This window comes from Methanoculleus oceani, from assembly GCF_023702065.1.
Classification (GTDB): domain Archaea; phylum Halobacteriota; class Methanomicrobia; order Methanomicrobiales; family Methanoculleaceae; genus Methanoculleus; species Methanoculleus oceani.
Genome location: NZ_QFDM01000002.1, coordinates 239994 through 266108, shown reverse-complemented (window position 1 = coordinate 266108; position 26115 = coordinate 239994). Strand labels below are relative to the sequence as shown.

Here is a 26115-nt window from a genome sequence, read left to right as displayed (position 1 = left end):
CGGACGTTCGTACCTCTATCGCTCGGCCGATGACAGCAGCGAAGAGAGAGAAGAAGCGATCCATAGGCCCCGACACGCCCATTCCGGGTGGCGGCAGCACCCCTCGTGAGAGCGCAACGACCCGGCGCGAGAACGACCGAACGCCCCCGGACCGGACCGGGTGTCTCCTGGTCGTCATGGGTATCGGAGCCTTACTACGGCTCTACAACCTTGGATATAACTCCCTGTGGCTCGACGAGGCCGCGACACTCACGTTCGCCCGGCAAACGCTTGCCGGCATCTGGGAGAGCACCGCCACCGGAGAGTTCAACCCGCCGCTCTTCTACTGGCTGGAGCACGGGATGCTCTTCTTCGGGGAGAGCGAGTTCGTGCTCCGGCTGCTCCCCGCGCTCTTCGGCGTCCTGACGATCCCGGTCGTATATCTCATCGGAAAAGAGTTCCGGGACCGAGACGTCGGGCTCATCGCCGCCGCCCTCCTCGCGTTCTCGCCCTTCCATATCTTCTACTCCCAGGAGGCCCGGGCATACGCCCCGATGCTCTTCTTCTTCTCCCTCGCGCTGCTCTTCTACGTGCGGGCGAGCCGGTCGGATGAGGTCCGCTCCTGGGTTCTCTTCGGGCTCTTCTCCGCAGCCGCATTCTGGATGCACTTCTACGCCATCGTGCCGGTCGCCGTCCTCATTCTCCACGCCCTCGCCACCCGCGCCGGCACCATCCGGAGCGCGAGGAACCCGGCCCTCTCGGCCGTCGCGTTCGTCGCCGCAAGCCTTCCTCTCCTCATCGTGACGTTCGGCCTCTTCCGGGCGAGGACGTCGTCCGCCCCGACGTTCGGCATGCAGGGGATCGAGATCGTCTACCAGACCCTCTTCCAGGCATCGGGGTCGAGCGACCTCGTCCTGGTGCCCTTCATCCTCCTCTTCCTGCTTGGCGTCGCCTACACCCGGCGCGAGGACCGGGAGGGGGCGCTCCTCCTCCTTCTCATGCTGATCCTCCCGCTGGCGGCAAGCCTCGCCCTCTCCTCGCGGATGCCGATGATCCCGCGCTACCTCATCTACCTCCTCCCGGTCTACTTCGTCGGGATCGCATCGGCGTATCCCGGGCTCTACGCGCTCGTCCGGGACAGAAGGGCGGTCTACCTCGCCGTCGCGGCGGCGGCCCTCATCAGCACCCCCTTCCTTGCGACCTACTACACGACACCCCAGAAGAACGACTGGCGGGGGTTCTCCGCAGAACTCTACGGGATGACCGGGGATGAGGATCTCGTCGTCGTGCTGCCGCCCTACGTGGCGCAGCCGCTCGACTACTACTACAGCAACGCGACCGACCGGACCCTCGAGATCGGGGCAACGACCGGGGACGATCTCGCGGCGATCCGCGGCCGATACCCCGGCCGGCGTGCGTTCTACGTGATGACCCCCGATCTCTTCGCCGCGAACCCCCCGGGGGATGCAATGGACTGGGTCGAAGAGAACACGCAGTGTTATGGGCAGTATACGGAGATCTACCTCTTCGTATCGGCCTAGACGGAGAGCACAATGGCTGACGCCTACGATCTCTCGGTGATCGTCCCGACCTTCAACGAGGAGGAGAATATCGCCGCGATCATCGAGGCGATCGGCGAAGCCTTCTCAAAGAGCGGCATCCGCGGCGAGATTCTGGTGGTGGACGACGGCTCGAGCGACCGCACGATCCCCATCGTCGGGGAGATCGCCGGCAAAACCGACGACGTGCGGCTGATCGTGCGCAGCGAGGACCACGGCCTCTCCCAATCGGTCGTCGAGGGGTTCGGGGCGGCAAGCGCGGATATCCTGCTCGTCATCGACGCAGACTTCTCGCATCCGCCGGAGCTCATCCCCCGCTTTTATGAAGCGATACGGGACGGTGCGGACATCGCCGTCGGGAGCAGGTACATGGAGGGCGGGGATATCGAGGACTGGCCGCTTGCGCGGAGGCTCATATCGCTTTCGGCCACCGCGTTCGGGCGCATCCTCTTCCCGGCGGTCACCGACCCCGTGAGCGGATTCTTTGCCGTGCGCCGCGAGGTCGTCTCCGGCGCTCCCCTTGCGCCGCGGGGCTACAAGATCCTGATGGAAGTCCTCGGCAGGGGCCGGTGGCGTTCGGTCGTCGAGATACCGTTCGTATTCAGGGACCGCGAGGAGGGGGCGAGCAAGCTCCGGGCCGGCACCGTGATCGACTACCTCCGGCAGTGCGCCGGCATCGTCCGCTTCTCGATAACGCGCCGGTCCGGGCGGGTCTCGCGGGAGTGGGAGAAGGTCGTCCGGTTCGGGCTCGTCGGGCTCTCCGGGATACTCGTCAATATGGGGCTCCTCTACGCCCTGACCGAGATTGCCGGTCTCTACTACCTCGTCTCCGCCGCGATCGCGATCGAACTCTCGATCGTGAACAACTTCGTCTGGAACGACGTCTGGACGTTTAAATCTGCAAAAAATCTCGGGGGGAATCTCCAGCGCTTTTGGTCGTTCCAGGCGGTCTCGATGGCCGGGCTCGTCATCAATATGAGCCTCCTCTACCTCCTTGCCGACGTTGCCGGGGTCTACTACCTCGTCGCGAACCTTGCAGGAATATTCATCGCGTTTGCCTGGAACTATGCCGCGAACAGGCACTACACGTGGAGGGGGGCATAACCCGGAGGCCTCCTTCAGGAAAAACGGTTTGGAGGTCTCACCTGGAGTACGCCCGGATGACGCCCCGGTAGACGTCCACCGCCTTCTCGAGTTGCTCCACGCTGACCCGCTCGTCCACCGCGTGCAGCGTCGGGATCTCCCCCGGCCCGTACTCCACGACGTCGAAGCCCTTATCCCGGAGGTACTTCGCGTCGCTTGCCGCCCACTGGAGGAACGGCACCGCCGTCCCGTAGACCCGTGCCACCTCGGTGCAGACCGTCCGGACGATCCGGGCGTCCGGGGGCGTCAGGGTCGGTTCGGCGACGTCCGTCTCGCGTATCGCGGCATCCGGGGCGTGTTCGGCGATGCCTCTCCGGAGGTCGTCGAGGGAGCACCCCCACGGCACCCGGACGTCGAGTTCCATCCGGCACTGCTCTGCCACGATGTTCGCCTTCTCGCCGCCCTCGATACGCCCGGGGTTGAACATAACCCGGGTGAGGATGCTGTCCCCTCCCTCGATCCCGAATATCTCGCGGAAGATGCGGGCCGACTGGGCGACGAGCGGCTGCAGGTCTTCGCCGGGGGGGAACGGGCGGGCGTGGACCTCCCGCAGGTAGTCGATGAGATCGAACGCCGCCATGACGGCGCTCTTCCCGACGAGAGGATAGAGGGAACTGTGGCCCGGCCTGCCGCGGAAGGAGAGGTCGACCCGGTAGAGGCCTTTCTGGCCGACCGCCGGGCTCATCGCCGGCGTCGGTTCGGCGATCAGGCAGTCGCGGGGTTCGAACAAGTCCTGCGCAAGCAGCGCCCGGATGCCGTGCTCCCCGCCGGTCTCCTCGTCGCAGACGAAGGCGAACTGGGCCTTCGGCTCCACCCCGCTCTCGATGACGTCGCGGTAGGCGGCGAGGAGGGCGGCGCATCCCCCTTTCATATCGGTGGCGCCCCTTCCCCAGACGTAGCCGTCGGCAACCTCTCCGCTGCAGGGGTCGTGCGTCCAGTCGTCGGGGATGGCGGGGACCACGTCGACGTGGCCGCAGAGGAGGAGCCGGGAGCCGGGTTCGGTCGTGATGAGGTTGTCCCTCCCCCCGGGGTGCGAGACGATGCGGTTCTTCACCCCGAGCGAGTCGAGGAACTCCCCGATGAACGCAACGAGGTCGGCCGTGCTCCCCGGCGGGTTCTCGCTCCTGATCCGGATGAGCGATGACGTGAGTCGGGCGACATCCATACGTGGTCTCCTTATGCAGACCTGCTTCTCACGAACTCGTCGAAGAGCCGGGCGAGCGCCGAGGTATTGTAGAGTTGTTTGACGAATTTCGCATCAAAGAACTCGTCGATGAACGTCGAGAGGTACTCGGCCGGGATCGCCTTCTTGTCGTCGGGGTTGAGCACGATGCGGAAACTCCGGTACTGGGCGGGGTCGTCGCTGTCGTAGACGCCGGACCAGAGCATCGGGAGTTCCTCGAACTTCTCCGGGTGCTCGGTCTTGAGCCAGTTGACGAACCCGGGGAAGTGTACCCGGTCGCCGACCTTCTCCTCGTCCAGGCGCCACCGCATATACTCCATGCTCATGATATTCCGGGGCGACATGTAGTTGTAGGCCAGGATGCCGAGGGTGAAGTCGATGTGGGCGAGGGCATCGGTGAAGTAGAAATGCAACACCGGATGAAACTCGGTAGGGCTCTCCAGGATCAGCGATTTGCCATACAGTTTCTGCATGACGCGGGCATACTCGTTCACTTCCAGCATACTCTCTCCTATTGGGGAGAGTGGTTCAAATAATATTCCTTCGATGCAGCGATGTTCGGCCCAACGGGCCGAACGGAGCTTGAGAAAACGCGAAGCGTTTTCGAGTCGCGATGGACGGGACGTCCAGAGCGTGAGCACCGCAGGTGCGAGCTGCGACGGGCCGAAGGGTGGGACGTTCCAACGGAATGCGACGGGACGAATGGCCGGAGCTCGAGCACCCAAGGTGCGAACGGAGCAAGAGCACTGCCAGGTGCAAAATGGCGGGCGCTGGCGGCGGTGAGGACGGTAAGGAAGGGGATTGGGTGTTCCGGGCCTGAGGGAGGGTTGGGCTCCGCCTGCTTGGCAGGGCACGCGTCGCTGCTCGAAAACGCTTCGCGTTTTCTCAAGCTCCGTTCAGCCCAAAGGGCTGAACATCGCTTCAAACAAAGAACGGCTCACGCCTGCTGACGGCTTCGCGGAACGCGTCCTCGAGTTCCTTGCCGTGCTTGCCCGCGGTATCGACCAGGTTGTCGCTCCGAAGGAGGCAGGGCTTGAGTTTGCCGTCCGAGGTCACGCGCAGGCGGTTGCAGAATGCGCAGAACTCCGTGTTGTGGAGGGGGCGGACCACCTCGACCTCGGCGCCGTCGAGGCAGTACTTTTTGCGGTGATGCATCCTGCGGGTGACGACCCGGGTCGCCCGCTCGTCCAGTTCCTGCTCGACGCTGTCCACGTCCCCGTGGAACTTGCACTCGTTGAACTCCATCAGCTCGATGACCTGGAGGATGAGGTCCTGTTTGCTCCTGACGAACGCCATGAAGTCGTCCAGCTCGTCCTCGTTGATGCCGTCGAGGAGCACCATGTTGAGTTTGACCGGGGTCAGTCCGACCTCGATCGCCGCGTCGATCCCGGCGAGAACGTCCGCGAGGCAGTCCTTCCCCGTGATCTGGCGATAGCGCTCGGGACGGAGGGTGTCGAGGCTGACGTTCACCCGGGCAAGCCCGGCCTCTTTGAGTTCCGCAGCCTTTGCCGCAAGCAGCGTCCCGTTCGTCGTCAGGGAGGACTCGACGCCCGGCGGCACCGAGCGGACGATATCGACGAGGTCACGGCGGAGCAGGGGCTCTCCGCCGGTGAACTTGATGCTTTTAACGCCGAACTGCACGCCCACCCGCATCAGTTCGGCGATATCCTCGGCACTCATCTGCTCCTTCGGGCTCACCTCGCCCTCTGCGTGGCAGTAGATGCACCGCAGGTTGCACCGGGAGGTCAGGCTGATCCGGAGATTGGTCACGGTCCGGTTATAGGGGTCCTTCAGCACCATCGCATCTTCCCTTGAAACTCTTTGCTATAATGTAGGTCTCGGCACTTCCTCTCCGCGACGCCTTCGTCCTGTACCCCCGGACGGAATAGAAGTGCTTCCTGGCTTCGGCCATCAGCTCCCCGAAGAGCTCGCCCTGGAACGACTTTATCACCATGTTGCCGCCGGGCTTCAAGATCGTGCAGGCAAACGCCAGGGCGTCCTCGCCGAGACCGATCGCACGAGCCTGGTCGTAACTCTTCTGGCCGGAGAGTTTCGGCGAGGCATCGGAGACCACGACGTTGACGATCCCGCCTGCCTCCTCGCGGATGCGCTCCTGGACGAGGGGATCGGTGAAATCCCCGACGATGGTGGTGACGCCCTCCATCGGCGCAATCGGGTTGAGATCCACGCCGATGACCTTCCCTCCGGTCAGGTCGCGGAGCACCTGCAGCCAGCTCCCCGGCGCAGCCCCGAGGTCGACGACGTTGTCGCTCGGCCTGATGATCTCGTTCCTCTGCTGGATATCCAGCAGTTTATAGGCGGCCCGTGCCCGGTATCCCGCCTTCATCGCCTTTCTGTAGACGCTGTCTTTTGTCCATTGAGAACCCATCGCGAGATTACCCTCCACTTGAAGGCCGACAGACGGCTATCTGCACCGCCGGCACGATCAAGGAGATTATGTATAGTGTTTGATGCGGTTAACCATGAATGATACGGTTCCGGGTTGCGGGCGATCACGTCTGCCGCGACCGCTCCCCCGACCCAGCGTCACGGGCCTTCTGCCGGTTTTGATCGTAAAGCACTATAATGAAAAAGGTGATTATATACTTTCAACGAGAGTTTAATAAAGGGGTCACAATGTTAAAGGCAACGATTGATGCAGATATATTTCGGGAATCCATCGACGCGATCGCCGCACTGGTGACGGAATGCCGCCTACACACGGCCGAGGACCAGATCCGGACACGTTCCGTCGACACCGCAAACGTAGCCATGGTCTCCCTGGAACTCCAGAGCACGGCGTTCACCTCTTTCTCGGCGACGACCGGAGAACTGGGCCTGGATATCGCAAAGATGAAGAACATCATCGGGATGATGGGGAAAGGCGACGCGCTGACCTTGAGCCTGCTCGACGAAGAACGGAAACTAGAACTGAGTTTCGGCGGGTACCGCTACTCGATCACGCTCCTTGACGTCAACACCATCCGGAAAGATCCGAACCCCCCGGGGATCGAACTCCCCGGCAAAGCGGTCATCTCGGGCGACGCGCTGAACAATGCCATCAAAGCGGCTGCCGTCATCTCTGATAAGATCGCGCTCGGGATCGACCCCGATACCATGACCTTCTACATGGAGGCGGAGGGAGACACCGACCACATTAAACTCGCGCTCGGCGAAGACGAACTCGTCGCCCTGAACCCGGTGCGGGCCCGCTCCCTCTTCTCGATCGATTACTTGAAGGACATGGGCCGGGTCATGGCACGCGCGAATGAGGTGGAGGTCTACCTCGGCATCGATCACCCGGTACGGTTTGCCTTTGACATTGCGGGCGGCAAAGGCCGCGTGGAGTACCTCCTTGCCCCTCGGATCGAGGCCGATTGATGGATATTGTACTCGACCGCAAAGAACTCATCAAATACCCCTTTTTGAAAGAATCGCAGCAGCTGGCCCGCCGGCACGTTGAGTCGCTCGAAGATTTTCTCGCAAGCAGCCCGGGCGCCGCGGCGCTCGAGCGGGCAAAGGAGCGGGTCATCGCTGCGCTGACGTTCAAGAAGGAGTTTGGGGAAGAGACTACGCAGAACCTCAAACCCGAGTTTGAGATCGCGAGCTATGCGCTTGCCCGGATGCTGGTCTCCTGCATCAACGACCGATCGCTCATCGACCGCCTTGCGCGCTACGAAGCGGAACGCGCATCGTTCTTCCTTGCGACCGAAGACCCGGAGATCCGCCGGTTCGTTGCCTGGAGCATCGGGATCAGCACCGGGACCGCGACCCTGCCGGTCACCGATTACGTGGAGCTGGTGCCCCACCTGCGCGATAAACGCTGGCGGCTCGTCAACAGGGACGTCCGGCAGGGAGGCGTGAACCTTGGGCCGGGCGAGATCGACGAACTCATCCGGGAGCGGATCCGGGTCATCCTCGTCGATCAACTCCCGCTCCGGATTCCGACCGGGATCTGCGAACGCTTCGAACCCGTTACAAAAGAGATCTCGGCGCTGCAGCAGCAGCAGGTTCTCGAGCAGTTCGGCGAGGTCAGGGAGGAGGCGTTTCCGCCCTGCATCAGCGCGCTCATCCAGGCGATCACCGCGGGAACGAACCTGACGCATATGGGCCGGTTCGCCATCACGTCCTTCCTCCATACCATCGGGATGAACATCGCGCAGATAGCGGACGTATTCGCCCGGGCTCCCGACTTCGACCCGGACATGACGATGTACCAGGTGGAGCACATCTCCGGCCGGGGCGGCACCGAGTATACCCCGCCGTCGTGCGCCACCATGCGCACCTTCGGGCTCTGTGCCAACCGGGATAAGGACTGCGAACGGGTCAACCATCCCCTGAGTTACTACCGGCTCAGGAAAAACATAAAGAAAAAGCGGGGTTAAGCGACCTTTTTATCGATCATGTAGCCTGCGATACTGAGCGCGGCGATAAAGGCGACCAGCGCGACGACGTATGCAACCCCCTCCATCCCCGCCATCAGACCGGGCAGCATCACCAGCAGCATGACAAACAGTGCAAGGCACCCGAATGCGACCAGCACCTCAAGAACCCGTAGATTCATGTACAGAAGTGGGATAGGTGCAGGTATATCTCTATCCATAGAGCGGGAGACCCACATGCTTATCAGGGGCGGTTGACAACCCCTCCCGCATGGAGAGAGACGAGGCACTGGCCCTGCTCCGGCGCTACGTGACGTCGCCGTCCCATATCATACACAGCCACGCCACGGCGGCCATCATGAAGAAGGTCGCGGAACACCTCGACGAGGATGCAGGAACGTGGGAGGTCATCGGCCTTCTGCACGACATCGACTACGACCTCGTCGGAGGGGATATGGAGCGGCACGGCGTCGAGGGCTGCCGGATCCTCATCGAGAACGGTGTCTCAGAGGAGATTGCGGATATCGTCAGGCGCCACAACCACCTGCTCACGTCCGGCTACGAGCGCCCGGTCGAGGTTGCGCTCCAGGCGGCAGACAGCGTATCAGGCCTGATCATCGCCTGCGCCCTGGTGAAGGGCGGGGCGATCGGCGAGGTCACGCCGCGGACGGTGAAGAAGAAGTTCAAGGAAAAGTCGTTTGCCGCCGGCTGCGAACGCGAGAGGATCCGGATGATCGAGCCCCTCATGGATCTCGAGACGTTCTACCGTCTCGCGATCGAGGGACTCACGGAAGTCCGCGGCGATATTGGCCTTGCCTGAGCAAACACATATATGGCACCCGGGGCGAGGGATACAACATGACATCGGAAGACCGCGGGAAGGTGATCGGCCGCCTGGAAGAGGCCGTAACGCTGCTCGTCGAGCGGATGGACGAGAGGCTCATCCCGGAGGTCGGGATGAACGTCGTCTACGCCCTGCCCGACGCGCGAAGCAGGGACGACGTTGCGGGAGTCCTCGGCCGGATCGTCGGGCTCGGCAAGAAGGTCCACCCCGTCGGGGAGATCGCATTTGGGGCAAGCGACCACGTAGCCCGGATCGTCCTCACCGCCATGCACTTCGACCCGCAGATCCGGAGCGCGGCGAACATCCGCTTTTCGGAAGCGATCCTTCCGGAGCTCGAGAACCTCCTCTTCGAGGTCTGCTCGTTCGACCGGGCAAGAGAACCGCCGGGGGTGCAGACGATGGACTGGGGCGTCGCCTCCTGCTGCAGGGAGGGCGTGCCCGACATCATCTACGACCGGGGGGCCGTGGGGAAAGAGCCGATGATCCGGGTTCTCGCGGAGGATCCGGTCATGGTCGCACAAAATATTCTTAAACTGTCGAATCGCATTACGTATGCACAATTGTAAGGGAAGGTCCACATGGGAATAAAGCCATCATATATCAAGAACCTCGGCGAAGAACTCCTCGTCAAGCATCGCGACAGATTCAGCGGAGACTTTGATGAAAACAAGCATGCCGTCAGCGAAGTTGCCGTGATCGACAGTAAGGGTGTCCGGAACAGGGTTGCCGGGTACATCTCAAGAAAGATAAATACAAGGAAGCGGTAAACCTCACTATATGTTTGAGGGAATCCTTCCGGCAATCATTACCCCTTTTCACCGGGACTCCGGGGCGAGTCTCGATATTGAAGGATTACGGTCCAACATAGAATCACTGCTCCAACGCGGGATCCACGGTATCGTGCCCTGCGGGTCGACCGGTGAGTCCGCGACACTCACGTTCGAGGAGCACGATCAGGTGATCGGCAGGACCGTCGAGGTCGTCAACGGGCGGGTGCCGGTGCTCGCAGGGACGGGATCGAACAACACCGAAGAGGCTGTTCGCCTGACCCGGTCGGCACAGGATGCGGGTGCGGACGGGGCGCTTATCATCAGCCCGTACTACAACAAGCCGAACCGCTCCGGGCTCGTCAAGCATTTCACGAAGCTTGCCGATCTCGATCTCCCGATCGTCCTCTACAACGTCCCCGGCCGGACGGGGCAGAACCTCCAGCCCGACCTGGTGATCGAACTGGCCCGGCACCCGAACATCGTCGCCGTCAAGGAGGCAAGCGGTGACATCACCCAGATCTCCCGTATCATCGAGGGGACGCGGGACGAGGACTTCGTCGTGCTCTCCGGGGACGATGCGATGACCCTTCCCGTCCTCGCCCTGGGAGGCGCGGGCGTGATATCGGTGGCGGCAAACGTCGATCCCGGCCGGATGGTGCGGATGTACGAAGCCTTCCGTGCCGGCGACCTTGCCCGCGCACGGGACCTGCACTTCGAGCTTGCTCCGCTCATGCGGGCGATGTTTATCGACACGAACCCCATCCCCGTGAAGAAGGCGGTGGGGCTCATCGGGATGGCCGCGGGACCGGTCCGGCTGCCGCTCGACGAACTGGACGAAGCGAAGACGGAACAGCTGAGGAAGGTGCTGGTGAACCATGGTTAAGGTAGTCGTATCCGGGGCCCTGGGGCGTATGGGCACCATGATCGGCCGGATCGTCGACGAGGCTCCCGATCTGGAACTGGTCGGGGGCGTCGACGTGCGGGAGGGAACGCTCTTCGGGACCGAGGTCGTCCCTGCGGCGAGGATCGATGCGTTCCTGAAAGAAAAGAAGCCCGACGTCCTGATCGACTTCACCGTTGCAGCCGCCGCGGTCGAGAACATCAGGGCGGCAGCCAGAAACAACGTGGCGCTCGTCGTCGGGACGACCGGGTTCTCCCCCGAGCAGAGGGAAACGATCCGGGGCGCCGTCGAGGGGCATGTCCCCGCGGTGATATCGAGCAACTTCTCGGTCGGTGTCAACATCTTCTGGAAACTCGTGCGGGAAGCGGCCCGCGAGCTCGGCGACTACGATATCGAGGTCACGGAAGCCCACCACCGCTACAAGAAGGACGCCCCGAGCGGCACGGCAAAGACCATCCTCGAGATCCTCGACCAGGAACTCGGGGGCCGCGAGAAGGTTTACGGCCGCGTCGGTGAGACGGAACGGAAAGGCGAGATAGGCGTTCACGCCATCCGCGGCGGCGATATCGTCGGCGATCACTCCGTCCTCTTCGCGGGGAACTTCGAGTGCATCGAGATCTCCCACCGCGCCTACGACCGGGCGGTCTTCGCGCAGGGCGCCGTCCGGGCCGCACGGTGGGTCTCCGGCAGGGAACCGCGCATCTATACCATGCAGGAAGTCCTCGGGCTATGAAAGACGCTTCCGATCCATCCGGAGGAAGCGAAATTTAATTTTGATACACTCATAAACTATGTACGTTCGGAGGAACAAAAGTGCCAGCAGTTGTTGATATTGAGAAGTGTACCGCCTGTGAGACCTGCGTGGATGTCTGCCCGGCTTCAGCCATCAGCATGGAAGACGGCAAAGCAAAAGTCGACGTCGATCTCTGCGTTGATTGCGAGACCTGCGTCGACGAGTGCCCGTCCGAGGCAATATCGATGGAATAAAGAAACATACTCTTTTAATACCACCTACACTACAGATATTTTTGTCTATGATAAATGTAGGAGTGCTTGGTGCCACAGGAGCGGTGGGACAGCGCTTCGTTCAGCTATTAGCGGATCATCCCTGGTTTAATCTCCAGACACTCACCGCTTCAGAACGGAGTGCAGGAAAACCGTATGGTAAGGTGGTCAACTGGCGTCTTGATGCGCCGTACCCGGACAACGTCAGCGATATCGTCGTCACTCCCACAACCGTCGAGAGCCTGAAGGACTGCGACCTCGTCTTCTCGGCGCTGCCCGCCGAAGTGGCGACGTCCCTTGAGACGGAGATCGCCGGTGCGGGCATCGCCGTCTGCAGCAACGCCCGGTCGCACCGCATGGACCCCGACGTCCCGCTGGTGATCCCGGAGGTCAATCCGGATCACCTGGGCCTGATCGACGTCCAGCGGGACCGCGGAAGCGGGGGGTTCATCGTGACCAACCCGAACTGCTCGACGATCGTCCTTACGCTGGCCCTTGCACCCCTGCGGTCGTTCGAGTTCCACGACGTGCGTGCGGCGACCATGCAGGCAATCTCGGGAGGCGGATTTGCCGGCGTCTCCGCCATGGACATCTATGACAACGTCATCCCTTACATCGGCTCTGAGGAGGAGAAGATCGAGACCGAGACGTTGAAGATCATGGGGACGTTCAACGGCTCCGAGGTGATCCCGGCCCCGTTCAGCGTGAGCGCAAGCTGCAACAGGGTCCCCGTCATCGACGGACACACCATTGCGGTCTGGATCGACGTGAAAGAATCGGTTGCCGAAGTGAAAAAAGCTTACGCAACATTTAAGTCCCCCTTCAGCAATCTACCTTTACAGCCGGCAAAGGCAGTTGAGCTCCTCGAGCAGTCCGACCGTCCGCAGCCACGGCTCGACCGTAACCGGGGGCGGGGTATGACGGTCTCCGTCGGGAGAATCCGGGAAGGATTACGGTTCGTTGCGCTCGGCCACAACACCATCCGTGGGGCTGCAGGCGCATCCGTCCTCAACGCAGAACTGATATACTCGAGGAAGTACCTTTAGACGAGGTGGGCTAATGATAAAGGACAACACAGTATTCGTCGGAAACAAACCGGTCATGAATTACGTACTCGCGGTGGTCACCCAGTTCAACAACGGAGCAGAGGAAGTTGCGATTAAAGCCCGGGGGAAGGCCATTTCGCGTGCAGTCGATACGGCGGAGATCGCGCTCAACCGGTTCCTGGCGAACGTGAACAAGAAAGAGATCTTCACGTCGACCGAGATGATCGACACGGATACGGGGAAGACCAACGTGTCAAGCATCGAGATCGTCCTTACTCATGCGAAGTGAGATCCCGAAGCACTTTTTTTGACATTCCGCTGAGGAGCGCAGCGGGCGGGGAGCATGACGCAACCGTCCTGTTCGGGGAGCCTTCGTTGTACCGGTGCTCATGCAGGTTGCATTGCAGATCGCCGGAACATCGAAAAACCGGGTCTTACGGGAGCATCCGGCCGATAGTCCGCTGTACAGTCGTTCTACCCGCCGATCGACCATAAAGGCTTTATGATGCACACTATAAACACTCTATAATGAAGTGGGTGACGGTCGGCCTGGTGCTGATGCTGGTATCTGCTCTCGTTCTTCCCGCACTGGCGGCGGGTGAGGAGCGGTACGGTTACATCACGGTCAAAGACGTCACCGTCCGGCTGGAGAAATCCGATGCCGTCGTCACCATGAACTATACGATAGACGACGGCATTGGATTTCTCGTTCTCCTCCTGGGGAAATCCGACCTGAAACAGAAGGCACTCGATATCCTGAACTTCAACGACACCAGCGTTCAGCACCTCGACCTCGATCGCATCGAGGTGCACGTGAACAACGCATCGGACGATTACGGGCAGGGCTCGTACTGGTTCCCCGCGCACAGGTTCGGCGTGGTCGTGCCCTCGCTCACCGTCATCAGCCCGCAGGACGTCAAACATTACGAGAATGTCAGTGAATTCCCTGACGGACTCGGCTATTTTGCATAACGGCCGGATAGTTCGCCGCTACCTGCAGGTGTCCTGAGGAGCGTTGCCGCCAGCTCGTGCCTGCGTCAGCAGCCCGAGCTCCGCCAGGGCACGGCGGGTGTGGCGGGCGAAGGTATCGTCTTCCGGTGATCCTGCAACCTCACGGCAGAGGCGGTCCAGGTCGGCCGCCGTGTCGACGTCGTACCAGGGTTCGAGCAGGAAGACCGAGAGGTCCAGGCGTTCGGCGGCTTCGACCGTCCGCTGTGTCACGTACGGCGAACTCCAGGGGATATCGGAGAAGAGGCGGGGGGTGCATCTCCGTATCCCGATCAGGTAGTACCCGCCGTCGTCGCACGGCCCGATGACGAGATCGCTCTCATCGAGTCTCCGGAACGCTTCCCTTATACACCGGCCGGGAAGGGTCGGGCTGTCGCTGTCGCAGAGCACGACCGCCGTTGCCCCCCGGGAGAAGAGTGCTCCTGAAACGGCGGCCAGGCGTTCGCCCAGGTCTCCGCTGGCCTGGGGGAGGGTGGAGAAACCCGGGGGAACGATCCCGGAAAAAAAGCCGTCCGCAGCAGGAGGGGTGTAGGCCACGAACGGACGGATGCCGTTGATGCGGGCGAGCCGGTCGACCGTGTCCCGCAGAAACCCGGTGTACAGCCGTGCCGCCGCAAGAGGCGTGAGCGGCGGGACGAGCCGCGTCTTCACCTGCCCGGGAACCGGCATCCGGGCCATAACGGCAGCCGCCCGCATCACTGTTTCCTGCCTATGAACCGGCCCCTTCCGACCTTCCCCTCGTCGGCGGCTCTCGCCCAGAGGCCGATGCCGCGCTCCATATCCAGAAAGATTTCTGTCCCGAAGAGTTCGACGATCCGATCCTTCAGGTCTCCGGTGAGGGCATCCCGGTAGCGGTGCATCTGCGACGCGAAATCCTCGCTGAGGTCCTCGCACTCCCTCACGGCAAACCCGTGCCGCCGGAGCAGGTTCTCGTACCCGTCAAGGGTCTCCATGTACGGGAAGAGCATGAAGGCATTGAGGTCGTGCAACTCTTCATCGCTCATGGGTCCGGTCTGTATCCAGTCGGTGAAGGCGATCGTGCCGCCGGGTACCGCCACGCGGCGGCACTCGCGTATCAGCCGGTCCTTGTCGGTCACATAGCACCAGGAGTCCTGCCCCCAGACGATATCGAAGGTCCCCGACTTAAAGGGCATATTGAGGGCATTTCCGAGCCGGAAGGCGACGCGATCGCCGAGACTTTCGTCCGCGGTGCGTGCAACCGCCTCGCTCACCATCCGCCCCGTTGCATCGAGGCCGACCACCGTCGCGCCGCAGGTGCGTGCCAGGTGCCGGGCAGGCCCCCCGAGGCCACAGAGTACGTCCAGCACCCGCGTGCCCGGGTTCACGCCCGCTATCTCCGCGAGAGTATCGGTCTCCTCTTTGCCGCCGACATGGATCTGCTCGCCCATCAGCATCTCCCAGATGATGCCGACGGCCCCCTCGTAGGCGGCCGTGACGTCGCCGATGTTGATATCGAGCATCTTCACCTCCCGGACGCTGCCCGCCAGCATTTCGGGTCGGACCCACAGAGGTCTCCGGTCTCGTAGTACGCCATCGCCCGGCATCCCCAGCAGACGGCGCTCTGCTCGCACCGGGCGCAGGAGGAAGCGTTCGGACCCGGCTGCCGCATCCCGGAAAAGAGCAGCTCGCGCCTGTGATCGTTTATGATCGTATGCAGCGGCCGATCCCGGATGTTTCCAAATCCCTTCCGGATGACCGAACAGGGCGTAACGTTGCCGTCCACCGTCACGCAGACCACGGTGCCGCAGTAGAATTTGTTGACGTCCATCGTCCAAAACGACTGCGACGAACCCGGATAACAGATCGCGTCCCGTTCCCGGCAGGCATCCCGGATCTCCCCGGGCGTCGGCACCCATTCCGGGTGGCGGCATGCCCTGCCGACCATGCAGATCTGCGTCAGGCAGATCGTCATCCCGACATCCTTGCAGAAATACCGCATCGTCCTCGCGAGGTCGCCCCCGGCAAGCGGCCGCGTGAACGTGATGCAGTTGACGAGCTCGCCCGCGGGTTTGCCGCAGGCGAGGAGGTTCTCGATGCCGTGACGGATAGCCCGGATCTTTTCCCCTGCATCCCCGTCGTGAAGCCGGGCATAGACGACCGGGTCGAGGGTGTCCAGGTGCACGGAGATGAAACCCCCTTCTGTCACGGCGACGGCCTGCTCCGCGACTTTCCGGTCGGCGAACGGGATGCCGCTCGACCAGATGTTGTTGACAAAACCGAGGTCCCGGGCGTGGAGTGCGAGATCGTACCAGTCCTCGCGGACCAGCGGGTCGCCACCCAGCCAGTCGACGGCTTTGATGTCCATCGCCGCCGCCGAGGCGAGGACGGCAGCGATATCGCCGGGAGCGAGCTCTCTGACCGTGGCGGCATCGGCCGGAGCGTAACAGTAGCGGCATCCCTGCGGGCAGGCGAGGGTCGACTCGATCTGCAGGGAATAGACCCGCTCTTCCTCGAAGTACCGCACCGCCTCTCCCGTAGCGGGATGAAGGCAGCCCCGGGTGATGGCCGTATCGAGCGTATCGAGATCCCATTCTCCCGCGTCCCTGGCAGCAGCCTCGCCGAACACACCCCTACCATGAGCATCATCATATAAGTGGGTGACGGAGATACGATGGAGGGGGGCTTTTCACCATGCTCTCGATCATCACGCCGGTGCTCAATGAAGAGGAGAACATCCCCGGGTTTCTCGCCCATATCGACGATCTCGCGGACCCGCTCGAGGTGATCGTCGTCGACGGCGGGAGCACGGACGGTACGTGCAGAGCACTCGAAGCGGCAGCGGGATCGTTCTCCCGTAGAATCGTCGTAATCTCCTCCCCGGCAGGAAGGGGCGTCCAGATGAACGCCGGAGCCCGGCACGCCACGGGAACCGTTCTGCTCTTCCTCCACGTCGACTGCAGGATACCCCCGGATGCCCCGGACGCGATCCGCCGGGCACTGGAGCGGGAGGGGGTGATCGGCGGTGGATTTCGTCACGCGTTCACGAGCCGCGATTCCCTGCTTTCCCTGACGAGCTGGTTTGGGAACCTCCTGGCGGCGAGGACGCAGACCTTCTTTGGGGACTTCGGCATATTCATAGATAAAGAGGCCTTCTTTGAGATCGGCGGATACGAGCCGCTCCCCTACCTGGAGGATGTGGAGTTCTCCCGGGCGGCACGCCGGCACGGGAGGCTCGTCCAGGTCGACCGCCCCATCGTCGTATCGCCGCGGCGGTATCTCAGGAAAGGAAAGTATCGCCTGAGCGCCGTCTATATCCTGGTGATGCTCCTCAATATGGTCGGCATCAGGCCGAAGCGCTTCATCCGCTACGTCGTCGAGAACTAAGGGCTGCCTGTGCTCACGCCTCTCTCTTCAGCGGGACCGGCTCACGCTCGTCCACCCACCGGCCGAGGAACGACTGGAGGTAGACGCCGAAGAAGGCGCAGATGAGGCCCCCGATTGTGGCGAAGATGATGTACTTCACGCCGTCTGCACTCGTTATGGGGAACCCGGCGACGTCGCTGATCGAGAGGATGTAGATGCTTGCACCGTACGCGATGGCTCCTATCGCCAGCACGAAGAACGGCAGGGCGACCACCCGCTGGATCGTCTCCCGCTCGTTTAAGAAGACATCGATGATCTTTCCTACCGATGCAACCAGGCCGGCGGCAGTGAACCAGGCGATGGCACCGTAGATGAACGCGAGTATCTGGAAGAAGATGCCGAACGAGGAATAGTATTCGAGGAGGCTTATGAGCCCGAGGATGACCCCGACGATACCCAGCAGTATTGCGGCGATGTAGGAGACGAACGTGAACCTGCCGCCGTGCAGCGACGCCCGTAGCGAGTTGATCAGGTACCCGAAGACCTCGTCGATCCCGACGCCCTTGAAGAGCAGATAGGTGCCGACGACACCGACGACGACGATGGTTGCGCCCTCCGGGTATCCCAGCAGGTATCCCACCGCATAGAGGAGCATGGCGAGACCGAGCGGTACGAGCACGATCTTCGAGACCTTCGGATCGTCGAGAAGGCGTCTTAAGATGTAGTACGTTCCCTCGAGGTTCGGCATCTGGTTGACCACGACCCTCCGCACGCTGCTGACCGGCACCCGGGACTGGATGATCGGCAGGACGTACTCGTCCTCCGCGCCGTCCGTCACCACGATGCAGGATGTAGAGCCCGTCGCGGAGAGGATCGCATCGAGACCGGACGCCACCCGTCGATCCCCCTCGAGCAGGTTCATGTGGTTGCCGCAGATGACGGCGACGGCAACCTCTTCCCCCCGCCCGGCAAGCTCGTCGTAGAGTTTGATCGTCTCGAAGATCGCGTTGACGTCGGAGTCCTCGGGGTCGATCAGAGCGAGAGAAGTCGCCGCATGGAGGCATGCCTCTCTGCCCACGATGGGACCATCGATCCGGGCTTTGAACCCGAGATCATCGTCGCGATCGACACAGAGGACGAGCGTCCGCTCTTTTGCCATTCAATAGACATCTCCTCGAATCTATTAAATAATTTGCAGCGGGGAGTAAAAAAGTATTAAATGAGTTTTGCACGCTGAAGCAGGAGCAGGTCGTCGGTCGTGATCTTTTCACCGTCGCGGAACTGCTGGAAGACGCGTTCCGCCTCTTTCCGGACGGCTTTCTGCTCTTTGGTGACTTTGGTCTTCTTGGTCTTCTTCCTAAGACCCGAGATCACCTTGTCATAATCCCGGAGCTCCTTCTGGCAGGCGATGAACTGCTTGTGCTCCTCGTCCGCCGACTCCTGGGCTTCAACGAACTGCTGGTGGGCCAGATCGGCTTCTTCGCGGGACTTGTCGGCCTTCCGGTAGGACTCCACCATCAGGTCGTGGTGCTGCTGTGCCGCCTCGGCCTTCTCGGTGACTTCCTTGTGGATGTCCGAGGCCAGCCTGCGAAACTCACGGGCATCGGTGAGTTTCGTCCGCATCTCCTTGTTCTGCTCGAGTTCCGCTTCCTGGTCCTTTGCCGTCGCCTTGAGCTGCTTGATCTTCTCGATCAGTTCGCGCTCTTTATCGGTGCTGTAGACTTCGGTCTGCTGCTTGAACTCCAGGTGCTCGATCTGCTTCTGCAACTCCTTGATGCCGCGGTTCTGGAGGTTGCCGTGCTCTTTCTTGAAGGACTCGATCTCTTCGAAAAGCGTGTTTGCCTTGTCGTTGAAATCGTTCCTCTGGTCTTTTAACGCCTGGACTTCCTCGTTGATCTTATCCCGCTGCTCCTTGTGCTGCTGCGCCTCCTCGACGAATTCGCGGGTCTGCGTGTTTAAGGTGTTGCGTTCGCGGGCATTTTTGCTGGCAAGCGCGTTCAACTCGTTACGTCGGTCTTTGTGCTGTTCAGACTCCGCAAGGACTTTTTTTCTCTTCTCAATCAGATCGTTCAGCATTCTCTACCAATCCTCGACATTCGGTACCTGTCTCATATCCCCACCGGCGGGGTCGCTCCCGTGCAGGAATGCCGGAGGCTTATGTAGCGGCTACACCACAAGAAAAGACGTTTCCGGACTCGGCAATCGAGACCGTCGTTCATCTGTCTGCTCATGTGTTCAACCCCGGTACTTGGCAATCGCAGACCCGCAGGTTCTGCGCCCTGCACAATACACCCCGTGCTGGAGGGATTATACAAGAACGTCTATATTTCAAACGTCATCCGGGCTATTAAGTATTTCGTAGGGGGGGCGAAGGACACGCCGCCACCAACCGATTCCGGCCAAAAAGGTATGGAAAGAGGGTATGGGGTTTTAGAGGAAGTCGATGAGATGCCCGCTCGGGGCGTCCCCGGCCAGGCGCCTGCCGGCAGGTGCGCCGGACCGCTGCGTTACCGGTTCGTAGGTCCGGTGGCTTCCGAGGATCTGTGCACTTTTCACGCCTGTCATGACTGCCATGACGCGAACTCTTCCTTCGTAATCGCTGTTCACCCGCGCTCCCCAGATGACGTCCGCGTGGGGATCGAGTTCGTAGGTCAGGGAGCTTGCGATCTCCTCGGCATCCTGGAGGGTCAGGTCGTTGCCGCCCGTGATGTGGATGAGGCTCCCGGTTGCTCCGCGGTAGTCGATGTCCAGCAGGGGGTGGTTCAAGCACTCGTGAACGACGCTCTCGGCTTTGTTCTGCTGCTTGCTCTCGCCGACGAGCATCACGGCGACCCCTCCCTTGCTCATGATGGCACGGACGTCTGCGTAGTCGATGTTGATGAGCGAAGGCTCCGTGATCGTCTCGCTGATACCCTTGACGGTCTCCGCGATGAGCTGGTCCATGACCGAGAACGCCTGGCCGAGCGGGAGGTTCGGCACGTACTTGATGAGACGGTTGTTGTCGAGCACGATCACCGAGTCGGCGGAGGCCGAGAGCTGTTCAAGCCCCTCTTCCGCACGGAGGAGCCGGGCCTTCTCGACCTGGAAGGGGTAGCTGACCATGCCGACGACGATCGCTCCCTGCTCCTTTGCGATCTGCGCGACAACCGGGGCGGTTCCCGTACCGGTACCTCCACCCATACCGGCAGTGATGAAGACAAGGTCCGCGTCCGCGAGCAGGCTCTCGAGGGTCGGCCGCGCCATCTCGGCTGCACGCCTGCCGACGTCCGGGAACCCGCCGGCCCCGAGGCCCTTGGTGAGCGACTTGCCGACAAGCACCCTCTTGTCTGCCTGGATCATATCCAGGTGCTGCTTGTCCGTGTTGATCGCGATCGTCTCCGCACCGCTGACCTGCATGTGGTACAGGCGGTTGACGGTGTTGTTCCCTGCACCGCCGCATCCTACGATGACAATACGTGGCTGGCCGAGGATGTCGTCTTCCTCCACCGAGTCCGTCTTCAGGTACTTCTCACGTTCCGCGTGTTTTAACGCCTCGTTGATGATCGTCTGCATCATATACCTCCTAAACTTTGAATGAAATCTGGTCGGCCTCGCGGAGAACACGGTTTCCATGCCTCTCGAGAAGCGCCCTGACAGAGTACCGCACAGCCTCCGATACCGTGGGGAACTCGCCGGCTTCCACCAGCCTCTCGAGCATCTCAACCTGCTGCCGGGGCAATCTGATAGTTATCCGATCCATCATTTCAATCACTCATATCTGACATCTGGCAGCCTCTTGTCCGCCATTTGTCAGACAATCGTAACCTTTTCGTCTGACTGCATCAGATAAGGCATAATAATAATTGTATTATATATATACTTTTCGAAATAGATTCATGTCTGACATAACGGTTTTATGGATAGCAGCCGACAACGTATCCTCAAAGAGTTGCCACGAATATGAGAGATAATCTCCCGAAAAGGGCGGAACATGGCGGCCGGGTGCGCTGGCATCGCACCCGGGAGAAGGGCGAGCTGCTTGATTTCAGTGCTAACGTGAATCCGTATCCTCCGGCGATCCCCTGGGTTCCGGACCTCTCGGCGCTGAAGGATTACCCGGACGACCGTTATGAGGCGCTCAAAGAGGAAATCGGCAGGACATTCGGGCGAGATGCGGCGGAGGTCGCCGTAGGCAACGGATCCGTCGAGTTGATCCGCGCGTTCTGCCATACCATGCTTGGTGCCGGCGATACCGCCCGTATCGATTCGCCCACGTTTGCCGAGTACGAGATGGCGGTCCGGCTTGCCGGCGCCCAGTGCACCGCCGATGACGGCAGTGCTGCCGTCCGGTTCCTCTGCAACCCGAACAACCCGACCGGGAAGCTCTGCTCCCGCCCGGAAGTCCTCCGTCTGCTCGATACAGTCGCCGGGCAGGGAGCGTGCCTGTTCCTTGACGAAGCGTTCATCGAACTCTCCGACCCGCGCCAGAGCCTCGCCGACATCTCCCACGAGAACCTCTTCGTGCTGCGCTCCCTGACAAAGAGCTTCGCCGTGCCGGGCATCCGGTTCGGGTACGGGTTCGGCACGCCCGAACTCATCGAGAAGGTGGAGACGATGCGCCTTCCCTGGACCGTGAACGCGTTCGCCGAGTCGTTCGCGATCGAGGCCTTCCGGCACTATGACCTGCTCGACGAGTCCCGGGAGCGGATTGCCCGGGAACGGACCTGGCTCGCCGGCCGCCTGGACGCTCTCGATCTGGCCTATGCGCCTCCGTCTGCGAACTACATTCTTATTGAAGTCCCGATGGAGGCGGAGGTTCTGGTCGGGCGCCTCCTCTCCGGCGGCATCCTCGTCCGGGACTGCCGGTCGTTCGGGCTTCCCCGCCACATCCGCGTGGCCGTACGGACCCGGGAGGAGAACGCGCAACTCATCGAGGCGCTCGAAGCATGCTTGCCCTGATCATGGCCGGGGGGCAGGGGTCCCGGCTCCGGATGGGCGAAAAACCGCTCGTCACCATCTGCGAACGACCGATGCTCTCCTACGTCATCGACGCCTTCTCGTCTGCAGGGCACGAGGTGGTCGTGGTCGCCTCGCAGAAAACACCGTTCACCAAAAACTGGTGCCGGGCACAGGGGGTCACCCTGTACGAAGCTGAAGGGCTCGGCTACGTCGAGGATATCCGGGCGGCGGCGGCAGACCTCGGTGAGGAAGGAACATCCTTCTTCACCTGCGTATCCGACCTCCCCTGCCTTGCGCCCGATATCGTCGCCGCCGTCGAGGACGCCTGGCGCCGGGCGGGAGCGCCGGCATGCTCTACGTGGGTGCCCCGCGACCTCTGCGAAGAGCACGGCTGCCGCACGCAGTATACAGAAGTAATCGACGGCACGCCGGCCTGCCCTGCCGGGATCAACATCCTGACGGCGGGCGATCTCGACGGGCCCCAGGAAGAGCTGCGGCTCCTCCTGCACGAAAAAAGACTTGTCTTCAACATCAACACGCGCGAGGAACTGGCGCTGGTGCAGGGGTACCTCTGCCGGAGAGAGGTCCCATAGCCTTTCCGGTCTTCTCGAACTCCGCTCCGGTGGAATGTCGCTTCCCGCACTTCGTTTCTTGAGAGAAACTGTATTATCGGACTATCACCAATCCTTATATATGGAATCCTGCCGGGAAATCGAACTAGAGGGTCATATCATCGACTCGGGCGTCATGACCCTGGTGTTCGATAGGATCATGGACATGGGGGGAGAATTCGAGATCCTCACGTTCAATGTCGGGAAGCAGAAGACGGACACGAGTTATGCGCGGCTGCGCGTGGCGGCACCCGGCGAACGGCAACTCGACGCCATCCTCTCCGAGCTGCACCGGCTCGGCGCACGCACCCCCGAGATCAGCGACGTCACCCTCGTACCGGCAGAGGGCGACCGGATCCTCCCGAAGGGGTTCTATTCGACCACCAACCACCCGACCTTCGTAAAATACCGGGACGAATGGCTGCCCGTCGAGCGTATCGAGATGGATTGTCATATCGTGGTCGATGAGAAGGAGAGTCGGGCGCTCTGCACCCCGATATCGAAGATCAAGGCCGGGGATGCCGTCGTCGTCAGCGAGACCGGGGTCCGGGTGGTCTACCCCGAACGGCCGAGGAAGGTCAGCACGTTCGAGTTCATGCACGGGACTGTCTCGTCGGAGCGGCCGAGCGAGGCGATCATCGCAAAGATCGCCCGCGAGATCCTGAAGATGAAGGCGCAGGGGGAGAAGATCGCGCTCGTCGGCGGCCCCGCCATCGTCCATACGGGAGCGGCCGACGCCCTTGCGAAGATGATCCGCGAAGGCTACATCGACGTGCTCTTTGCGGGGAACGCGCTCGCCACCCACGATATCGAGTCAAACCTCTTTGGGACGTCGCTCGGGATGGACGTCAAAACGGGCACGCTCGTCACCGGCGGGCACAAGCACCACATCCGTGCCATCAGCGAGATCATGCGGGCAGGGTCCATCAAGAACGCGGTCGACCGGGGGGTCGTCACCGGGGGGATCATGTACGAGTGCGTGAAGAAGGGCATCCCGTTCGTGCTCGCCGGCTCCATCCGGGACGACGGTCCCCTTCCAGACGTGATCACGGACGTCGTGGAGGCGCAGGACGCCATGCGCCGCCATATCCCCGGTCTCGGGATGGTGGTGATGGTGGGAACGCTCCTCCACTCGATCGCCGTCGGGAACTGCCTCCCCTCGTACGTCAAGACCGTCTGCGTCGATATCAACCCCGCATCGGTGACGAAGCTGATGGACCGGGGGACGACGCAGGCGATCGGCGTCGTGAGCGACGCGGGGACGTTCCTCCCGCTGCTCGAGAAGCAGCTCGAGGGTAAGGGGGAGTGCTAGCGGGTGAGCGGCATACAGAACGGCTCTTCCCGGTCCAGCACGAACTCCCACTCTTCTTTGCACCCGCACTCCGTCTCCGCAAGGGCACGCAGGAGCCCGACGTCGCCGGTCAGCGAGTAGTCGCCGATCCCCTTCACGATCGGGCCGTCGCAGGTCCCGCAGTTGTGCGGTCCCCGCATCTGCCCGCCGCCGACGGGGTCGCAGAGGATGTGCACCGGTGAAGCGATCAGCACGTCAAGGACGCTCCAGAGATACGGCGGGCGGTATGCCTGCTGTTTCCAGAGTCGTTCGACCTCGGTCCTGCTCTGGACGGTGCAGAGGTTCATGGAGATGCTGTCCGCCACGGAGGCGATGTCCCTGATGGAGCGTATCATATCGTCGCGTGCCTCGCGTTCGGTCAGGAACGGCGGTTTCATCAGCAGGTAGGCCTTCATGCCCGCGCCGGCGGTGTGGGCGACCTCTGTAGCACGGAGGAAATCGGCATAGGAGAACCCCTTGTCGATGCTCCTCTCCCGGATGAAGTCGTTCGTGGTCTCAAGGCCCACCGCGACAGAGAGCGGTCTTGCCCAGGCGCCGGTATCGATGCCCTCCCGGAACTCCCGGATTGCGTCGGGATCGACGTACTCGGGCCGTGTCTCGGCGATCACGACCTTGCCCCGGAACGCCTCCGCGACGGCGCGCCGGACGGCGGGAGGGACCTCGTCGGGGTCGAAGAAACTCCCCGACGTGAAGATCTTGAGCACCTGGTAGTCCTCGTCGCGGAAGTTCTCTTTCACCCAGCGGACCTGGCGGATCAGCCGTTTTGCGAGTTCGTCCCCCGGGAGGTCCGGGTAGCGCTCGTGCCGGTAGCCGCACATACGGCACCGGTTCCAGGAACACCCGCCGCTCCGAAAGATTACCGTCAGCGTATCGAGGATCTGCCCTTCATAGAGGTCTTTCCCCCGCCAGGACGCCAGCGGTTTCTCGGTTAATTTGGATAGCATTATACCTCATATTCGTTGATGTACTGGTATGAAAAGGATCGCATGGCTGACGCTCATCGCCGCGATGATGCTCGTCAGTGCAGCATCGGCCGCGTATGTCGCAATCAGTGCTCCACAGACGGTATACGTCGGCGACCAGCTCAAAGTCACGGGCACCACGATCGTGGGGGGGCTTCCCAAACCTTCGCTCGACGCCGGGTTCAGCACGGAGGTTATCCTGTACCGTGCCCAGTACACAAAGCATGAAGTAGGCCGACAGACGATCGTCGTCCAGGAGGACGGGTCGTTCTCCGCGACGTTCGAGACCGCCGGTCTTGAACCGGGGCAGTACTCGATCGAGATCATCGATCCCACGCTCTCCACCTTCGGGAGCAGCTCGACGAAACAGCGAACCGTCACCCTGGTCGACCGGTCCGGGAGTCTCACGATATCCTCCCCGCTCAACCAGGACTTCGACGGCACCCTCGATCTCCGGGGAGTTATCAGCGGGATCGGGGACGCGGGCGTGCGGGTCCTGGTCGAGCAGGACGGCTTTATCGTTTACGGGCCGGAGTATGTCGGTACCGATAAGAACGGGGCGTTCTCCGTGGAAGTGCCCATCTCCGGCGGGGGCACGTACGAGGTCACCTTCTCCGATACCAAGGGCTACATCGGCGACGCCGTGTTCGTGGTGATGGGCACGCCGGCTCCCACGACGACTCAGGCGATGATATCCGCAAGTGCCTCCGCCGAGCGATCCGCCCCGGCGTACTTCGAGGTCGACACCAAAAGCGGCATCGTGACGATCGCAACCTCGGCCGGGATTGACTGGGTGATCGAGTACGTCGATGAGGATGGAGGACTCCATAAAGTGAATAATAAGGGCATGCTCGAACCCGAGATCGCAGAACTCGTCGCGCGGGGAGGGCCCGTCTACGTCAAGGTCTACCCCATGAGTTACAACGACAGAGGAACGGTGCAGGTCTCGGCCTCGAACGCAGACTCGGTCAGGGTGAGCCAGACCGCGCCCGGTCTCTTCGGGGACGCGACCCCCACCCCCGCTCAGGCTGCCCCGGTCCCGGCGGCCCTGGCACTCCTCGCCATTCTCGTCGTCGTCCTCACGCGCCGGGGATGAACAACCTTTTTTT

At 61.9% G+C, this 26115-nt stretch carries 31 protein-coding genes; 18 read left to right on the top strand and 13 right to left on the bottom strand.

Annotated elements, in window-relative coordinates; translation table 11 throughout:
- The first annotated feature begins 29 nt into the window (after positions 1-29).
- Together DIC75_RS06360 and DIC75_RS06355 are read left to right on the top strand one after the other, a co-directional pair.
- Complete coding sequence (locus DIC75_RS06360) at positions 30-1520, top strand: glycosyltransferase family 39 protein (RefSeq protein WP_250987194.1); 1491 nt, start codon at positions 30-32, stop codon at positions 1518-1520.
- A 12-nt stretch (positions 1521-1532) separates the two neighbouring features.
- Complete coding sequence (locus DIC75_RS06355) at positions 1533-2642, top strand: glycosyltransferase (RefSeq protein ID WP_250987193.1); 1110 nt, start codon at positions 1533-1535, stop codon at positions 2640-2642.
- Positions 2643-2679: 37 nt separating this feature from the next.
- Here DIC75_RS06355 and DIC75_RS06350 read toward each other — a convergent pair whose 3' ends face one another.
- The 4 genes from DIC75_RS06350 to DIC75_RS06335 form a co-directional block, all read right to left on the bottom strand.
- Complete coding sequence (locus DIC75_RS06350) at positions 2680-3846, bottom strand: M20 family metallopeptidase (protein WP_250987192.1); 1167 nt, start codon at positions 3844-3846, stop codon at positions 2680-2682.
- An 11-nt stretch (positions 3847-3857) separates the two neighbouring features.
- On the bottom strand, positions 3858-4367 hold the full coding sequence (locus DIC75_RS06345; RefSeq protein WP_250987191.1) for a hypothetical protein: 510 nt from the start codon (positions 4365-4367) through the stop codon (positions 3858-3860).
- A 418-nt stretch (positions 4368-4785) separates the two neighbouring features.
- A complete protein-coding gene (gene moaA / locus DIC75_RS06340; protein WP_250987190.1) occupies positions 4786-5664 on the bottom strand; it encodes a GTP 3',8-cyclase MoaA in 879 nt (292 codons plus the stop codon).
- Positions 5642-6253: an RlmE family RNA methyltransferase gene (locus DIC75_RS06335; protein WP_250987189.1), complete on the bottom strand. Its 612-nt coding sequence runs from the start codon at positions 6251-6253 to the stop codon at positions 5642-5644. Before DIC75_RS06335 ends, moaA begins: the two co-directional genes overlap by 23 nt.
- 248 nt (positions 6254-6501) lie before the next feature.
- Between DIC75_RS06335 and DIC75_RS06330 the strand changes: the two genes are divergently transcribed.
- Complete coding sequence (locus DIC75_RS06330) at positions 6502-7245, top strand: DNA polymerase sliding clamp (protein ID WP_250987188.1); 744 nt, start codon at positions 6502-6504, stop codon at positions 7243-7245.
- The gene (gene priL / locus DIC75_RS06325; protein WP_250987187.1) at positions 7245-8249 is read left to right on the top strand and encodes a DNA primase regulatory subunit PriL; all 1005 of its coding nucleotides are present in this window, start codon (positions 7245-7247) and stop codon (positions 8247-8249) included. Before DIC75_RS06330 ends, priL begins: the two co-directional genes overlap by 1 nt.
- Here priL and DIC75_RS06320 read toward each other — a convergent pair.
- Positions 8246-8428, bottom strand: coding sequence for a hypothetical protein (locus DIC75_RS06320; RefSeq protein WP_250987186.1), 183 nt, complete (start codon positions 8426-8428; stop codon positions 8246-8248). The genes priL and DIC75_RS06320 overlap by 4 nt on opposite strands.
- Positions 8429-8517: 89 nt before the next feature.
- On the opposite strand from DIC75_RS06320, the gene DIC75_RS06315 reads away from it, so the two are divergent.
- The 9 genes from DIC75_RS06315 to DIC75_RS06275 all read left to right on the top strand — a co-directional run bounded on the left by DIC75_RS06315 (position 8518) and on the right by DIC75_RS06275 (position 13784).
- Complete coding sequence (locus DIC75_RS06315) at positions 8518-9066, top strand: HD domain-containing protein (RefSeq protein ID WP_250987185.1); 549 nt, start codon at positions 8518-8520, stop codon at positions 9064-9066.
- A 38-nt stretch (positions 9067-9104) separates the two neighbouring features.
- Complete coding sequence (locus tag DIC75_RS06310) at positions 9105-9656, top strand: thiamine-phosphate synthase family protein (RefSeq protein WP_250987184.1); 552 nt, start codon at positions 9105-9107, stop codon at positions 9654-9656.
- Between the two features lie 12 nt (positions 9657-9668).
- Positions 9669-9857, top strand: coding sequence for a 30S ribosomal protein S17e (locus tag DIC75_RS06305; RefSeq protein WP_250987183.1), 189 nt, complete (start codon positions 9669-9671; stop codon positions 9855-9857).
- Between the two features lie 10 nt (positions 9858-9867).
- Complete coding sequence (gene dapA / locus DIC75_RS06300) at positions 9868-10743, top strand: 4-hydroxy-tetrahydrodipicolinate synthase (RefSeq protein WP_250987182.1); 876 nt, start codon at positions 9868-9870, stop codon at positions 10741-10743.
- Positions 10736-11494, top strand: a complete 759-nt coding sequence (gene dapB, locus DIC75_RS06295) for a 4-hydroxy-tetrahydrodipicolinate reductase (RefSeq protein WP_250987181.1) — start codon at positions 10736-10738, stop codon at positions 11492-11494. The genes dapA and dapB overlap by 8 nt, the downstream gene beginning before the upstream one ends.
- Positions 11495-11574: 80 nt before the next feature.
- The gene (locus tag DIC75_RS06290; protein WP_250987180.1) at positions 11575-11748 is read left to right on the top strand and encodes a 4Fe-4S binding protein; all 174 of its coding nucleotides are present in this window, start codon (positions 11575-11577) and stop codon (positions 11746-11748) included.
- 47 nt (positions 11749-11795) lie between these two features.
- On the top strand, positions 11796-12812 hold the full coding sequence (gene asd, locus DIC75_RS06285) for an aspartate-semialdehyde dehydrogenase (RefSeq protein ID WP_250987179.1): 1017 nt from the start codon (positions 11796-11798) through the stop codon (positions 12810-12812).
- A gap of 13 nt (positions 12813-12825) precedes the next feature.
- Positions 12826-13101 (top strand): DNA-binding protein Alba, encoded by a 276-nt coding sequence (gene albA / locus DIC75_RS06280; protein ID WP_250987178.1) that lies wholly within the window; start codon positions 12826-12828, stop codon positions 13099-13101.
- A gap of 239 nt (positions 13102-13340) precedes the next feature.
- Positions 13341-13784, top strand: a complete 444-nt coding sequence (locus tag DIC75_RS06275; RefSeq protein ID WP_250987177.1) for a hypothetical protein — start codon at positions 13341-13343, stop codon at positions 13782-13784.
- An 18-nt stretch (positions 13785-13802) separates the two neighbouring features.
- Here DIC75_RS06275 and DIC75_RS06270 read toward each other — a convergent pair whose 3' ends face one another.
- Genes DIC75_RS06270 through DIC75_RS06260 form a run of 3 tightly spaced genes read right to left on the bottom strand, consistent with a single transcriptional unit; the run spans position 13803 to position 16407 of the window.
- Positions 13803-14498, bottom strand: a complete 696-nt coding sequence (locus DIC75_RS06270; RefSeq protein ID WP_284738441.1) for a TIGR04282 family arsenosugar biosynthesis glycosyltransferase — start codon at positions 14496-14498, stop codon at positions 13803-13805.
- Positions 14499-14515: 17 nt separating this feature from the next.
- Entirely contained in the window at positions 14516-15301 is a 786-nt protein-coding gene (locus tag DIC75_RS06265) for a methyltransferase domain-containing protein (RefSeq protein ID WP_250987175.1), read from the bottom strand.
- A 2-nt stretch (positions 15302-15303) separates the two neighbouring features.
- Positions 15304-16407 carry a radical SAM/SPASM domain-containing protein gene (locus DIC75_RS06260; protein ID WP_250987174.1) on the bottom strand — a complete coding sequence of 368 codons (1104 nt, stop codon included), beginning with the start codon at positions 16405-16407 and terminating at the stop codon, positions 15304-15306.
- Positions 16408-16472: 65 nt separating this feature from the next.
- On the opposite strand from DIC75_RS06260, the gene DIC75_RS06255 reads away from it, so the two are divergent.
- The gene (locus tag DIC75_RS06255) at positions 16473-17165 is read left to right on the top strand and encodes a TIGR04283 family arsenosugar biosynthesis glycosyltransferase (RefSeq protein ID WP_250987173.1); all 693 of its coding nucleotides are present in this window, start codon (positions 16473-16475) and stop codon (positions 17163-17165) included.
- Positions 17166-17178: 13 nt separating this feature from the next.
- Here DIC75_RS06255 and DIC75_RS06250 read toward each other — a convergent pair whose 3' ends face one another.
- The 4 genes from DIC75_RS06250 to DIC75_RS06235 all read right to left on the bottom strand — a co-directional run bounded on the left by DIC75_RS06250 (position 17179) and on the right by DIC75_RS06235 (position 20886).
- The gene (locus tag DIC75_RS06250; protein ID WP_250987172.1) at positions 17179-18303 is read right to left on the bottom strand and encodes a DUF373 family protein; all 1125 of its coding nucleotides are present in this window, start codon (positions 18301-18303) and stop codon (positions 17179-17181) included.
- Between the two features lie 56 nt (positions 18304-18359).
- The gene (locus tag DIC75_RS06245) at positions 18360-19220 is read right to left on the bottom strand and encodes a coiled-coil protein (RefSeq protein ID WP_250987171.1); all 861 of its coding nucleotides are present in this window, start codon (positions 19218-19220) and stop codon (positions 18360-18362) included.
- Between the two features lie 354 nt (positions 19221-19574).
- On the bottom strand, positions 19575-20696 hold the full coding sequence (gene ftsZ / locus DIC75_RS06240) for a cell division protein FtsZ (RefSeq protein ID WP_250987814.1): 1122 nt from the start codon (positions 20694-20696) through the stop codon (positions 19575-19577).
- Positions 20697-20706: 10 nt separating this feature from the next.
- Positions 20707-20886, bottom strand: a complete 180-nt coding sequence (locus DIC75_RS06235; protein WP_067073974.1) for a ribbon-helix-helix domain-containing protein — start codon at positions 20884-20886, stop codon at positions 20707-20709.
- Positions 20887-21083: 197 nt separating this feature from the next.
- On the opposite strand from DIC75_RS06235, the gene DIC75_RS06230 reads away from it, so the two are divergent.
- The 3 genes from DIC75_RS06230 (at position 21084) to DIC75_RS06220 (ending at position 24005) form a co-directional block, all read left to right on the top strand.
- Positions 21084-22082, top strand: coding sequence for a pyridoxal phosphate-dependent aminotransferase (locus DIC75_RS06230; RefSeq protein ID WP_250987170.1), 999 nt, complete (start codon positions 21084-21086; stop codon positions 22080-22082).
- Positions 22070-22675: an NTP transferase domain-containing protein gene (locus DIC75_RS06225; RefSeq protein ID WP_250987169.1), complete on the top strand. Its 606-nt coding sequence runs from the start codon at positions 22070-22072 to the stop codon at positions 22673-22675. The genes DIC75_RS06230 and DIC75_RS06225 overlap by 13 nt, the downstream gene beginning before the upstream one ends.
- A 100-nt stretch (positions 22676-22775) precedes the next feature.
- The gene (locus DIC75_RS06220) at positions 22776-24005 is read left to right on the top strand and encodes an ornithine cyclodeaminase, nickel-pincer nucleotide-dependent (RefSeq protein WP_250987168.1); all 1230 of its coding nucleotides are present in this window, start codon (positions 22776-22778) and stop codon (positions 24003-24005) included.
- Here DIC75_RS06220 and DIC75_RS06215 read toward each other — a convergent pair.
- Positions 24002-24988, bottom strand: a complete 987-nt coding sequence (locus DIC75_RS06215) for an archaeosine biosynthesis radical SAM protein RaSEA (protein WP_250987167.1) — start codon at positions 24986-24988, stop codon at positions 24002-24004. The two genes, DIC75_RS06220 and DIC75_RS06215, sit on opposite strands and share 4 nt — an antisense overlap.
- A 28-nt stretch (positions 24989-25016) precedes the next feature.
- Here DIC75_RS06215 and DIC75_RS06210 point away from each other — a divergent pair, with 28 nt between their 5' ends.
- Complete coding sequence (locus DIC75_RS06210) at positions 25017-26102, top strand: hypothetical protein (RefSeq protein WP_250987166.1); 1086 nt, start codon at positions 25017-25019, stop codon at positions 26100-26102.
- Positions 26103-26115: the final 13 nt, after the last annotated feature.